The organism is Streptomyces sp. SID1328, from assembly GCF_009865595.1.
Lineage (GTDB): Bacteria > Actinomycetota > Actinomycetes > Streptomycetales > Streptomycetaceae > Streptomyces > Streptomyces griseoluteus.
The window spans coordinates 1-12,207 of record NZ_WWKH01000362.1 but is presented as its reverse complement, the minus strand read 5'-3'; the positions used below and the strand labels follow the sequence as shown (position 1 = coordinate 12,207).

The window sequence follows — 12,207 nt, the reverse complement described above, 5'->3', positions numbered from 1 at the left end:
CCCCGCCCGGCTGGTCCGCCGCTACGGCACCGAGGCCCCGGCCGTCCTCGCCCTGGCCGAGCGGGATCCGGCGCTCGCCGGGCCGGTGCTCCCCGGCCACCCGGTCACCCGCGCGGAACTCCTCTGGGCCGCCCGCCACGAGGGCGCCCTCGACCCGTCCGACCTGCTGGACCGGCGCACCCGCATCGGCCTCGTCCCCGAGGACCGCGCCGAGGCACTCGCGGTCGCCGCCGAGATCCTTTCGCGGGCCACCCCATCGGGCGTCTGACCTGTTTCACCGCTTCCCACCAGGGGCATCCGTTGCGCGTGATGCCCCCCGGCTCTCCTGCCCCGCCCCCACGCGCGCGCGACTCCGTCGACCTCCGCTTCGACGGCTGGATCACCGGTATCGGCACGACCTCCGGCACCCGCCTGGTCCTGGGCCACTGGCCTCACACCCCCTTCGGCCCCTTCAGCGACGTGATGCTGGAACGCCCGGACGGCCGCCGCACCCTGCTGGCGCCGACCGGGCGGGTGGCGGAGTTCATCGCGGGGACGTATGCGTTCGACGAGGTGCGGGTGGTGCCGGTGGGGGTGCGGATCGCCGGGGACCGCTGGACGGTGACGTCCGGCCCGCTGCTCGACCTGCGCTTCACGGTCGGCCGCCGGGGCGCCCTGGGCACCCTGCTCCGACTGGCGGCCCCGGTCACCTCCCGGCCCGCCTTCGCCGCCCTGACCGACCCGGTGGCCCGCCTGCTGATGGGCGTACACACGCGCGGCTCCGCGGGCAACGGCCGGTACGAGTGGTACGGCGCCCGCGACCTGCACCGGCTCACGGCGGCGACGGCCACCCTCGAGGGCCGCGACCTCGGCACCCTCGCCCCGGTGGACCCACCCGTGCGCTTCGGCTTCGGCTCGACTCCGCGCATGCCGTGCCAGGTCAGGGTGACCACTACGGTGCGCACCGCGGGCTGACCGCGCAGCGGCCAAGGTGTATCGCCCCATGCCGGCCGCACTGGCCGCTTTGCTGCGGATGATCCAACGTGATCTCGTCCTCCACGCCCGCCCCCCGGCGGCCGCCCTGGTCCGTACCGGCGCCCGCTGGGGTCTGCGGTTTCCCGCTGACCCCTCGCTGCCGCTCACGTTCACAGCGTGCGCGGCGGACGCACCCGTACCCGTGCCCCCACCGCCACGACCAGCACGATCGCGCAGGCCGTGAACACCATCCCTGCCCCCCGCACCCCCAGACCCACCGTCAGCGCGCCCACGCCCACGACCGGGAGGGAGATGCCGAGGTAGGCGACGACGAAGAAGGCGGAGATGGTGGCGCCGCGGTGTTCCTCGGGGGCGGCCGCGCCGACCGCCGTGAGGCCCGCACGGAAGGCCATGCCCTGGCCCGCGCCGCCGGTGAGGGCGCCGATGAGGAGGAGCGGGAGGGACTCCACGAGGAGTGAGGTGCCGACCAGGACGAGGCCGGCGGCGAGTACGGCGCAGCCCCAGGGGAGGGCGGCGCGGGCGCCGATGCGGCCCATGAGGAGCTGGCCGCCGGTGGAGGCGCAGAACACGCTGAAGACCACGGCGCCGGTCACCGCGAGGTTGTGCTCGCCGAGGGTCTCGGTGAGGAACGCGGGCGCGACGGCCGTGAACAGGCCGAGCAGGGAGAACCCGGCGAACGCGGCCAGCGCGCAGGGCCCGAACACCCCGCGCACCTCGGGCGGCACCCGCATGCCCTGCGGCCTGAGCGGTGGCCGGGCCCCTTCGTGGTGAACCGTCTCGGGGAGCAGCAGGGTCACGACGAGCGCGACGGCGAGCAGGGCGAGGTGGACGAGGAAGGGCAGGATCAGCGGCCGGGGCGCGTACTCGGCGAGCAGCCCGGAGACCAGCGGCCCGAGCCCGAGCCCGCCCATGTTGGCGGCCGTCGCCGCGAGGGCGGCCCGTCCCCGTCGCCCGGGCGGCGCGAGGTCGAGGACGGCGGCCGTACCGGTGCCGCTGAACAGCCCCGCCGAGAACCCGGACAGCACCCGCCCGAGGCAGAGCAGCGGCAGCCCGCCCTCCAGCAGGAAGCACACCGCGCTGAGGGCCGACAGCACCAGGGCGACGACCAGCACCGGCCGCCGTCCCAGCACGTCGGAGGCGCCGCCGGCGAGCAGCAGGGCGACGATGACGCCGACCGCGTAGACCGCGAACACCACGGTCACGATCAGCTCGGAGAACCCGATCTGCTCCCGGTACAGCCCGTACAGCGGGGTGGGCAGTGTGGTGCCCATCATGCCCACGGCGAAGACGCCCGCCGCGCCGAGGTATCCGGGGCGCAGGCGCCGCCGGGAGGGGTCCGTGCCGGAGTCGATCACACCTCACCTTGGCACGTCGGCGCCGGTCGGGCGTGACGCGGACACGCCGGGGCATCGGGTGTGTCATGGACTCAAGCGTTCTGACACAGCGTGGCCGGGGGCAGGCCCGGCGAGCGGCCGACAGCCCGGCGATGACCGCGGCGGCGAAGGCGGGCTTCGTCGCCCGTGGACTGATCTACCTGCTCGTGGGCGTCATCGCCCTTCAGATAGCCGTGGGCGGTGGCGGCGGCAAGAAGCAGGCCGACCGCGGCGGCGCCCTCTCCGAGCTGGCGGACAAGCCGTTCGGCGCCGCCATGCTGTGGATCGTCGGTGTCGCGCTGGCCGGCATGGCACTGTGGCGGCTGTCGGAGGCGGTGGTGGGCAGCGCCGGCCCGGACGGCACCAAGGCGTCGAAGCGGGTGATGTCCGCGGCGCGCGCGGTGTTCTACGCCTTCGTCTCCTACTCCGTGCTGTCCTACGCGGCCGGCCAGAAGGGCAGCGGCGGCGGCTCCTCGGACCAGCGGAGCGACGACGTGACCGCGATGGCGCTGAAGTGGCCCGGCGGTCAGTGGATCGTCGGGGCCGCCGGGCTCGTGGTGATCGGGGCGGGGGTGTACATCGCGGCCCGTGCGGTGATGCGGAAGTTCCGCAAGCATCTGCGCACCGGCGAGATGTCCCCCACCGTGCGGAAGATCGTCGACGTCCTGGGCGTGGGCGGCGGCGCGGCCCGCGGCATCGTCTTCGCCGTGGCCGGGGTGTTCGCCCTGATCGCGGCCGTCCAGCACGAGCCGGGCAAGGCCAAGGGCATGGACGACACTCTGCGTTCGTTCCGGGACCTGCCCGCCGGGCCCTGGCTGCTGGCGCTGATCGCGCTGGGCCTGGCCGCGTTCGGCGTCTTCTCCTGGTGCAACGCCCGCTGGCGCGAGGTCTGATCCCCTTGCCGACCACGACCACGGCGCCCCGCCTCAGGTGAGGGCGCCGCCGTCCACCCGCAGGACCGCGCCGGTGACGAAGGAGGCGCGGTCGCTCAGCAGCCAGGCCGCGGCCTCCGCGATCTCCTCGGGGCGCGCATCCCGCCGCAGCGGGGTGTGCGCCTGGAGCCGTTCCTGAAGGCCGGGCGCCTTCTCCTCCCAGGCCCGCATCATCTCGGTGGCCGTGTTGCCGGGCGCGATGGCGTTGACGCGGATGCCCTCCGGGCCGTACGTGACGGCGGCCGACTCGGTGATGCTGTTCAGGGCCCGCTTCATCGCGCCGTAGCCCGGCAGTTCGGGGTTGCCGCGCAGGCTGCCGACGGAGGAGTTGTTGACGACGGCTCCGCTGCCGGCGGTGGCCCGGATGGCCGCGACCTCGGCGTTCATGGCCAGCCACTGCCCCTTGAGGTTGACGGTGTAGAGCCGGTCGAACTCGTCCTCGGACAGGTCGTCCAGCGGGCCGGGTGCCTGGTTGGCGGCCCCGTTGTTGAAGGCGATGTCGAGGCGTCCGTGGAGGTGTACGACCCGGTCGACGGCGGCGCGCACCGCGTTCCCGTCGGCGAGGTCGCACACCACGTAGTCGGCGGTGCCGCCCTCGGCCCGGATCTCCTCGGTGACCGCCTCGAGCTGGTCCTCGCTGCGGGCGGCGAGCACGACCCGCGCCCCCTCGCGGGCGAAGAGCCGGGCCGCGGCGGCACCGATCCCGCGTCCGGCGCCGGTGATGAAGGCGACCTTGCCGGGGAGCAGTCCGGTGGGGAGGGAAGTGTCTGTCGCTGTGGGGTTCATGTGGTCGAGCCTGCGCCGCCCGGTCCCGCTCATCCAGGCACAGGCGGTACCTGGCTGGCACCGCCGCTCCGGCGCAGACTGGCCCCGTGGACCGAGACGGACTGGCGGCATTTCTGCGGGACAGGCGCGAGCGGATCGGCCCGGCCGAGGTGGGTCTGCCCGCCGGACCGCGCCGCCGTACGCCGGGGCTGCGACGCGAGGAGGTGGCGCAACTGGCGTTCATCTCCACCGAGTACTACACCCGGCTGGAGCAGGCGCGCGGCCCGCGCCCGTCCCGTGAGGTGCTGTCCGGGCTGGTCAGGGCGCTGCGTCTGACGGACGCCGAGCGCGATCATCTGCACCACCTGGCCGGGGCGCCCCCGGCCCCGCCGCCCGGCCCCCCGCGCGAGGTGCGGCAGAGCATCCTGGACCTGTTGTCCCGGCTGCCGGGGACGGCTGCCATCGTCACGTCGGCGATCGGCGAGGTGCTCGCCTGGAACGATCTGGCGGCGGCGCTGATGGAGGACTTCTCCGCACTCTCGCGCCGCGACCGCAATCTGATCCGCCGCGTCTTCCTCGACGCGCACCAGGGCGGGTTGTACGGCGTCTCGGACGCGGCCGCGTTCGCCCGCGACTCGGTGCAGCGGCTGCGCGCCGCCTCCGCCCGCTACCCCGGCTCACCGGAGGTGACCGGCCTGGTGGCCGAACTCCTGGCGGGCAGCGAGGACTTCGCCCGGCTCTGGGAGGCGTACGAGGTCTCCGTGCTGCCGACCCTGGCCAAGACCTTCCACCACCCGGTGGTCGGCCCCCTGACCGTCAACTGCGACGCCCTGCACGTCCCGGACCGGGACCAGCGCCTCGTCCTGTACACCGCCACGCCGGGCTCCGCCTCGGAGGCGGCGCTCCGGTTGCTGTCGGTCGTGGGAACCCAGCGGATGGACGTGTAGCCCCCGAGCCGCCGGACAAGGGGATGGTTCCGTGACATCCCTCACAGGCTCCGATGACCTACGGGTGTCCCTTAGTAGGTGACGAGCCGTGACGACAAGTGCGCTTTGTCCGTCTTGGCGGGTATTTGGATCATGCTGTCCCCTGAAGCGGCCGATTCCCTCGCCCGAGAACCTCGCTTTCGCAAATCATGAGGGGTTCTGACGGCTCGGCAGCAGCGACCCGAAGCCGCTGTCGCCGGGTCGGCACGCCCACGTGACCTTGGCAAGGGGCTCGCCGCTCTACGAAGCGCGTTAGTACGACAGTCCCTTTGCATGCCTTGTGTGACCGTCCTAAGAATGACGACTCGCAGGGCGTCTTTTGCTGTTCGGGAGGCGGGTTCCAGCAAGAGGAAGCCGCGCGGCGGCGCCCGGCGCCTACCGAATGAGGTTTCACGCATGGGAAAGCACCGTAAGGACCAGCAGTACCGGCGGGTGCTCATAGCCGCCGTCGCCGTGGGCGCGGTGGGCGTACCGACCGCCGCCGTGGCCTGCGTCGACTGGAAGGGCGACTCCGGCCGGCAGACCGAGGCCACCGCCTGGCAGACCGAGCAGAGCCCCCGCCACGCGTCGCACCACGTGCGGAAGCAGGCCGCCGCCCCCGCGACCCCCTCCGCTTCCCCGAGCATCCGCACCGAGCACCAGCCCACTGCGGCGCCCGCCCACCACCGCACCACGCGGCAGGCCCCCGAGGCGGCGAAGACCACGGCCGCCGCCCGGCCCGCCAAGCCGGCCACGGCAAAGCCCGCCGTCACCAAGCCGGCCTCCGCGAAGCCCGTTTCGGCCCCGACCGTGCGCCAGGTCTCCACCGCGCCCCGCCCCGTGCAGACCGCCACCGCCACCTCGCCCGGCACCCCGCAGCCCGCGGCGACCGCCTCCGGCGACGTGGCCCGCATCGTGGAACTGGTCAACGCCGAGCGCGCCAAGGCCGGCTGCTCCCCGGTCGCCCTCAACTCCACACTGACCAAGGCCGCGCAGGACCACAGCGCCGACATGGCCGCGCACAACACCATGTCGCACACCGGCTCCGACGGCTCCGACCCCGGTTCGCGCATCACCGCGGCCGGCTACCAGTGGAGCGCGTACGGCGAGAACGTCGCCTACGGCTACTCGACGCCCGAAGAGGTCATGGCCGGCTGGATGAACAGCCCCGGCCACCGGGAGAACATCCTCAACTGCTCCTACAAGGAGATCGGCGTGGGCCTCGCCCAGCCCGGCAGCTACTGGACCCAGGACTTCGGCACCGCCCGGTAGCACCCCGGCGGCGTGGCGTCCCGCACGCGTGTCCGCCTCCCGGTGAGGATGGGGCGGTCGCGCGGGTCGGCTGGGAGGCGGGTGTCGGGATGACGGTGAGCCGTATCGGTTTGGTCGTGCACGCCGGGCGCCCGGCCGCCCTCGCCGCGGCGGACGCGGTGCGCGAGTGGTGCGCCGGGCACGACGTGGGCTGCGCCGACATCGACGTCTGGCAGGAGGGCGCCCGGCACAGCGCCCGCGACGAGGTCGACAGCGCCGGCGACCCGGACCTCATCGTCACCCTGGGCGGCGACGGCACCTTCCTGCGCGGCGCCCGCCTGGCCGCGGAGAACGACGCCCTGGTGCTCGGCGTCGACCTCGGCCGGGTCGGCTTTCTCACCGAGGTACCCGCGCCGGCCGTACGGGCCGCGCTGGACGCGGTGTACGAGGGCCGGTACGAGGTGGAGAGCCGGATGCTGCTCACCATGCGCGCCTCCTGCCCGCTGGGCGTGCCCGCCCACATGGCGGACCTGGTGCGCTACGGGCGTGGCCCGATGCTGCCGCCGCCAAGGGTGCGCGGGGACTGCACGGTCGGGGACGACTGGGGCGTGGCCCTGAACGTCACCGCGCTGAACGACGTGGTCCTGGAGAAGCTGACGCGGGACCGGCAGGTGTCGGTCGGCGTGTACATCGCCGGCCAGCTCCTCGCCTCGTACTCCGCCGACGCGCTGCTGGTGGCCACGCCGACCGGCTCGACCGCGTACAGCTTCGCCGCCGGGGGGCCGGTGGTCTCGCCGCGCATGGAGGGGCTGCTGTTCACACCGGTCGCCCCGCACATGACGTTCGACCGCTCGGTGCTGGCGGCGCCGGACGAGCCGATCGCGTTCCGGGTGCTGGAGCGCTCCGGCCAGGCCGCGGTCAGCATCGACGGCCAGGTGCGGGGCGTGCTGAACCCAGGCGACTGGATCGGCGTGTACGCCTCCCCCCGGCGGCTGCGGGCGGTACGGCTGGGCCCGATGGACTTCTACGGGCGGCTGCGGGAGCGGATGAACCTCACCGACGCCCCCGCGGCGGTCGCGGACGGACAGGCGGCCCCGCTGTGGCCGGTGCGCTCGGCGCCGCCCGGCGACCTCGAACACCTGGCCCTGCCCGCCTCCCCCGACGAGCCCCGGCCACACCACTGACCTGCGGAAACGCCGCCCGGCTCGAATCGGCTCGAAAGGATGTCCAGGTTTCCCGCTCCGGAGTGAGAATGTGCCCCGCATCGGGGCATTAGAAGAGCAGGTACTACTCCTACGGCTGGAGGCACACCATGCTCGCGATCGGCGTCATCCTTCTGATCATCGGCTTTCTCACCGGGATCTCGATCCTGTGGACGATCGGCATCATTCTCGCCGTGATCGGCGCCATCCTGTGGATTCTCGGCGCCACCGGTCACGCGGTCGCCGGTCGCCGGCACTACTGGTGACCCTTCTGTGGTGACCTCCCGGCCCCATCGGTCCCCCTGATGCACTCCAGTGCGCCAGGGGGACCGCTGATGTGGCGGAACCCCGCATGCGGCACCCGTGCGGCTGCGGGAGGCTGACGGACACTGCTGGAGAAGGGACCCGCCATGACCTTCGACTCCGCGTCCGTCGAGCCCGTACCCCCGTCCTCCCCGCCTCCGCCGCCCGTGCGGCCCTGGCTGGTCGAGGACCTGCCCGCGCTGGACCCCGACCCGTTCCTGGACTCGCTGCTGCGCGACGAGCCGGTCACCCGCATCCGGCTGCCCTACGGGGAGGGTCACGCGTGGCTGGTCACCCGCTACGACGACGTCCGCTTCGTCACCTCCGACCCCCGCTTCTCCCGCGCGGCGCTGCTCGGCCGCTCGGTGACGACGATGGCGCCGCAGACGGTGGCCTCGCAGACGGCCGGGCTCCAGTACATCGACGCGCCCCGGCACACCGTGCTGCGCCGGGTGGTGGCGCGGGCCTTCACCGCGAAGAGCATGGCCCGGCTGCGCCCGCCGGCCCAGCGCACCGCCCGCGGGATGCTGCAGGGCATGCGGCGCGCTGGTGCTCCCGGCGATCTCATGGAGCACCTGTACACGCCGTTCCCGATCGCGGTGGTCTGCGCCTTTCTGGGCGCCGACGAGGACGACTGGCGCAACTGGGCCGGCAACTCGGAGGCGCTGCTGACCAAGGCGGACGCGAGGGAGCGCAACCAGGCGGCCCGGCAGGACACCCGGAGCCGGGTGACCGCGCTGCTGGAGCGCCGCCGCACCGAGCCCCGCGAGGACCTGGCGGGAGTGCTGGCGGAGGCCGCGGCGAGCGGTGAGATCACCGAGGACGAGGCGATCTCGCTGGCCATGGCGGTGTACGTCAGCGGCGGGCACGCGGTGCGCAACAACAGCGGCTCCATGATGTACGCCCTGCTCACCCACCCGGACCAGTTCGAGCGGCTGCGCCGGGAGCCGGAGCTGCTGCCGAAGGCGGTGGAGGAACTCTTCCGGTTCGTCCCGCACCGCAACGGCGTCGGCATCCCCCGCGTCGCCACCGAGGACGTGCGGATCGGCGGCCATCTGATCCACAAGGGGGATGTGGTCTACAACGCCTACGTCGCCGCCAACCGGGACCCGTCCGCCTTCCCCACCCCGGAGCTGCTGGACTTCGACCGCTCCGGCGCGGGGCATGTCGCCTTCGGGCACGGCCCGCATTTCTGCCTGGCCGCGCTGATGGCGCGGATGGAGGCCGAGGTGCTCATCGAGGCCGTGATGACGGAGTTCCCGGAGCTGCGGCTCGCCGTACCGGCCGAGAAGGTCGAGTTCCAGCGGGACGGGCTGATTCGCGGTCCGAGAACACTGCCGGTGACCTGGTAGGGCTCGGCGGGGTTTGCCCATGCGTACGCAGGAGGTCCAGGTTCGGCCAACATCAAGCGATAAAGGCTGACTTGATGAGTGCGAGTCATTTGCGGATGCATATTTGACCCCGAGCGCCCGCAAGGGGCCCGGCCCGACGCGGTCCGCCGTGCCGGGCTCCGGCGACCGTCACGTGCCGAGCGACGGTAGGTTGATCTACATGAGCGACAACGTGTACTTCGACATCACCATCAACGACGAGCCGGCGGGCCGGATCGTGTTCCGTCTCTTCGACGACGTCGTGCCCAAGACCGCCAAGAACTTCCGCGAGCTGGCCACCGGCCAGCACGGCTTCGGCTACGCCGGTTCCCCCTTCCACCGGGTCATCCCGCAGTTCATGCTCCAGGGCGGTGACTTCACCAACGGCAACGGCACCGGCGGCAAGAGCATCTACGGCGAGAAGTTCCCCGACGAGAACTTCAACCTCAAGCACGACCGGCCGTACCTGCTGAGCATGGCGAACGCGGGCCCGAACACCAACGGCTCGCAGTTCTTCGTGACCACGGTCGTCACCGACTGGCTGGACGGCAAGCACGTCGTCTTCGGCGAGGTCGTCGAGGGCCAGGACGTCGTGGACCGTATCGAGTCCCTCGGTACCGGCAGCGGCGCCCCGAGGGCCAAGGTCTCGGTCTCCGCGAGCGGCACCGTCTGATCCGCCCCGCCAATCGCCGTGCCCCCGCGCTGAAGGGGGCACGGCGGCCGGGCCCCGGCTCAGCCCGCGGTGAGTTCCGCGAAGCGCCGGGTGTCGATGTTCCCGCCCGAGGCGATGACGCCGACCCGCGGCGGCAGGTTCTCGACCCGCCCGGACAGCAGGGCCGCCAGCGGCGTGGCACCGCTCGGTTCGAGGACGATCCTCAGGCGTTCGAAGGCGAACCGCATGGCGTCGACGATCTCCTCGTCGCTGACCAGCGCGATGGCGTCGACCAGCCGCTGGTTGAGCGCGAAGGTGATCTCGCCTGGGCTCGGCAGCACCTGTCCGTCGGCGATGGAGCGGGGCACCGGGATGGTGACGCGCTCCCCCGACTCCAGCGAGCGCTTGGTGTCGTCGCCCGCCTCCGGCTCCACGCCGATCATCCGCACCGCCGGGTAGAGGGACTTCGCCGCGACGGCGCTGCCCGCGATGAGCCCGCCACCGCCCACCGGAACCACCAGCGCGTCCAGCTCCCCGGTCTCCTCCAGTAGTTCCAGCGCGGCCGTGCCCTGGCCCGCGATGACGTCGAGGTGGTCGTAGGGCGGGATCAGCGCCAGCCCCCGGTCCTTCGCCAGGCCCTCCCCGAGGGCGCCGCGCTCCTCGGTGTAACGGTCGTACGTGACGACCTCCGCGCCGTAGCCGAGGGTGGCCTCCATCTTGGAGCGGGGGGCGTCCTCGGGCATCAGGATGACGGCGGTGGTGCCCAGTTCCCGGGCGGCCAGCGCGACGGCCTGGGCGTGGTTGCCGGAGGAGAAGGCGGCGATGCCCTTGGCGAGCTGGTCCGGCGGCAGCTGCGCGGCGGCGTTGTAGGCCCCCCGGAACTTGAAGGCGCCGACCCGCTGGAAGTTCTCGCACTTGATGAACACCTCCGCCCCGACGCGGGCGTTCAGGGTGCGCGAGGTGAGGACGGGGGTCCGGTGCGCGACGCCCTCCAGGCGGGCGGCGGCCGCGCGGACGTCGTCGAGGGTGAGGTGTGGTTCGGCGGGCATGGCGGGTCCCCCAGGGAGTGGTGTGGGTTCTTACTTCGTGTAGTTGTAGACGGTCGCTCGGGAGACCCCGAGCAGGTCGGCGATGGTCTGGGCGGCGTCCCGCGAGTCGAACCAGCCCTCGCCGTGCAGCTGCCGTACCAGCGCGCGCTTGGCGTCCCGGCCCAGCGATCTCGGGGTGGCCCCGCGCCGCGCGGCCAGCTCCTCCACGGTCCCGCGCAGCTCCCGCGCGCGCCGGTCCCGCAGTGTCTCCAACGGCTCGGCGCCGTGTTCGGTGCCGGTGGCGACCAGGTTGGCCAGCGCGAGCGCGACCGGGGAGAGCACGGAGACGTCCAGGTTGAGGCAGATGGCCGCGATGTACTCGCCCGCGCTGTTCCGGATGCCGACGGAGGTGCTCTTGGCGGGGCGGCCGTCGGGGAAGCGGTTGGGGTAGTTCTGCACGACGTCCGGGTAGCCGGGGTCCGCGACGCGGGCCAGCCCCAGCTCGGTCGCGGGGTCGCCGGGAGCACGGCCGGAGAGGTTGTTCTCGATGACCCGGATCGCGTGCTCCGGGTCCCGCAGATCGTGCAGTACGACCTCGCACAGCCCCGGAAACATCCGCCCCAGCGCGACCGCGACCTTCTCGGCCTCGCCCAGCAGATGCTCGTCCTCGGAACCCACCGACACCGCCTCCATCGCCGCTGGACGGACTTTCCAGTTCTGGACGATACATCTACACCGACCCCGGCACCAGGTCCGCAATTCGGTTGGCCGGACGGGCCCGCCGTGGCAGCGTGCGGTGCCGTGCCCCTCGATGTGCAGAACTTCGCCGCCGCCAACCTGCTGCGCCGCCCGGAACCGATCCGGGTCGGCGGCTTCGTGGCGGGCTTCGACCCCGCGACGACCAGCCCCTACGTCAACTACGCGACCCCGCTGCCCGGCGCGACCCCCACGGAGGCCGAGGTGGCCGCCCTGGTGGGCGAGTTCGCAAAGCGCGGGCTCCTCCCCCGGCTGGAGTTCGCCCCGGACGCGGCACCGGAGGTGGAACCGGCCCTGCGCCGGGCGGGCTTCGCCACCGAGGCCGTGCACGAGTACCTGGTCTGCACCCCGGCAACGCTCACCCGCCCCGCCGGTCTGCCCTCAACCCGATCCCCCTCCACGGACGCGGAGTTCGCGGAGATCGACGCGGCCCTGACCGAGGCGTTCGGCGCGGAGTTCCCCGCGCCCGCCGATGGCGCCTCGCTGCTGCGGCGGACACAGGAGCGGGGCGGGGCCGTGCGGTTCGTGCGCGCGGAGGACGGCGCGTGTGCCGGGGCGGCCAGTTGCTCGGCGCCCGCCGAGGGCACGGCGGAGCTGGCCGGGGTGGGCACGCGGCCCGCTTACCGGGGGCGGGG

The 12,207-nt window shown here is 73.1% G+C and carries 14 protein-coding genes; 10 read left to right on the top strand and 4 right to left on the bottom strand.

What is annotated here, in order from left to right:
- On the top strand, positions 1-268 hold a 268-nt coding region (locus GT030_RS10875), incomplete at its 5' end, for a glycerol-3-phosphate dehydrogenase C-terminal domain-containing protein (protein WP_272920679.1).
- Positions 269-309: 41 nt separating this feature from the next.
- Positions 310-954: a hypothetical protein gene (locus GT030_RS10870; protein ID WP_161200922.1), complete on the top strand. Its 645-nt coding sequence runs from the start codon at positions 310-312 to the stop codon at positions 952-954.
- Between the two features lie 170 nt (positions 955-1,124).
- Here GT030_RS10870 and GT030_RS10865 read toward each other — a convergent pair whose 3' ends face one another.
- Positions 1,125-2,330 carry an MFS transporter gene (locus GT030_RS10865; RefSeq protein WP_161200921.1) on the bottom strand — a complete coding sequence of 402 codons (1,206 nt, stop codon included), beginning with the start codon at positions 2,328-2,330 and terminating at the stop codon, positions 1,125-1,127.
- A gap of 65 nt (positions 2,331-2,395) precedes the next feature.
- Here GT030_RS10865 and GT030_RS10860 point away from each other — a divergent pair, with 65 nt between their 5' ends.
- On the top strand, positions 2,396-3,241 hold the full coding sequence (locus tag GT030_RS10860; RefSeq protein ID WP_202459946.1) for a DUF1206 domain-containing protein: 846 nt from the start codon (positions 2,396-2,398) through the stop codon (positions 3,239-3,241).
- Positions 3,242-3,274: 33 nt separating this feature from the next.
- Here GT030_RS10860 and GT030_RS10855 read toward each other — a convergent pair whose 3' ends face one another.
- Positions 3,275-4,066 (bottom strand): glucose 1-dehydrogenase, encoded by a 792-nt coding sequence (locus GT030_RS10855; RefSeq protein ID WP_161200919.1) that lies wholly within the window; start codon positions 4,064-4,066, stop codon positions 3,275-3,277.
- Positions 4,067-4,152: 86 nt separating this feature from the next.
- On the opposite strand from GT030_RS10855, the gene GT030_RS10850 reads away from it, so the two are divergent.
- The 6 genes from GT030_RS10850 (at position 4,153) to GT030_RS10825 (ending at position 9,809) form a co-directional block, all read left to right on the top strand.
- A complete protein-coding gene (locus GT030_RS10850) occupies positions 4,153-4,992 on the top strand; it encodes a helix-turn-helix transcriptional regulator (RefSeq protein WP_161200918.1) in 840 nt (279 codons plus the stop codon).
- A gap of 435 nt (positions 4,993-5,427) precedes the next feature.
- A complete protein-coding gene (locus GT030_RS10845) occupies positions 5,428-6,282 on the top strand; it encodes a CAP domain-containing protein (RefSeq protein ID WP_161200917.1) in 855 nt (284 codons plus the stop codon).
- An 89-nt stretch (positions 6,283-6,371) separates the two neighbouring features.
- Entirely contained in the window at positions 6,372-7,445 is a 1,074-nt protein-coding gene (locus GT030_RS10840) for an NAD(+)/NADH kinase (RefSeq protein WP_161200916.1), read from the top strand.
- A 128-nt stretch (positions 7,446-7,573) separates the two neighbouring features.
- Positions 7,574-7,729: a DUF6131 family protein gene (locus tag GT030_RS10835; RefSeq protein WP_135793346.1), complete on the top strand. Its 156-nt coding sequence runs from the start codon at positions 7,574-7,576 to the stop codon at positions 7,727-7,729.
- A gap of 144 nt (positions 7,730-7,873) precedes the next feature.
- Entirely contained in the window at positions 7,874-9,118 is a 1,245-nt protein-coding gene (locus GT030_RS10830) for a cytochrome P450 (protein WP_161200915.1), read from the top strand.
- A 199-nt stretch (positions 9,119-9,317) separates the two neighbouring features.
- Positions 9,318-9,809 (top strand): peptidylprolyl isomerase, encoded by a 492-nt coding sequence (locus GT030_RS10825; RefSeq protein ID WP_161200914.1) that lies wholly within the window; start codon positions 9,318-9,320, stop codon positions 9,807-9,809.
- A 59-nt stretch (positions 9,810-9,868) separates the two neighbouring features.
- On the opposite strand, the gene GT030_RS10820 is transcribed toward GT030_RS10825, so the two are convergent.
- Both GT030_RS10820 and GT030_RS10815 read right to left on the bottom strand, forming a co-directional pair.
- Positions 9,869-10,837: a threo-3-hydroxy-L-aspartate ammonia-lyase gene (locus tag GT030_RS10820; RefSeq protein WP_161200913.1), complete on the bottom strand. Its 969-nt coding sequence runs from the start codon at positions 10,835-10,837 to the stop codon at positions 9,869-9,871.
- Between the two features lie 30 nt (positions 10,838-10,867).
- Positions 10,868-11,509: a PAS domain-containing protein gene (locus GT030_RS10815; protein WP_161200912.1), complete on the bottom strand. Its 642-nt coding sequence runs from the start codon at positions 11,507-11,509 to the stop codon at positions 10,868-10,870.
- A gap of 108 nt (positions 11,510-11,617) precedes the next feature.
- On the opposite strand from GT030_RS10815, the gene GT030_RS10810 reads away from it, so the two are divergent.
- A partial coding sequence (locus GT030_RS10810; protein ID WP_161200911.1) for a GNAT family N-acetyltransferase occupies positions 11,618-12,207 on the top strand: 590 nt, incomplete at its 3' end.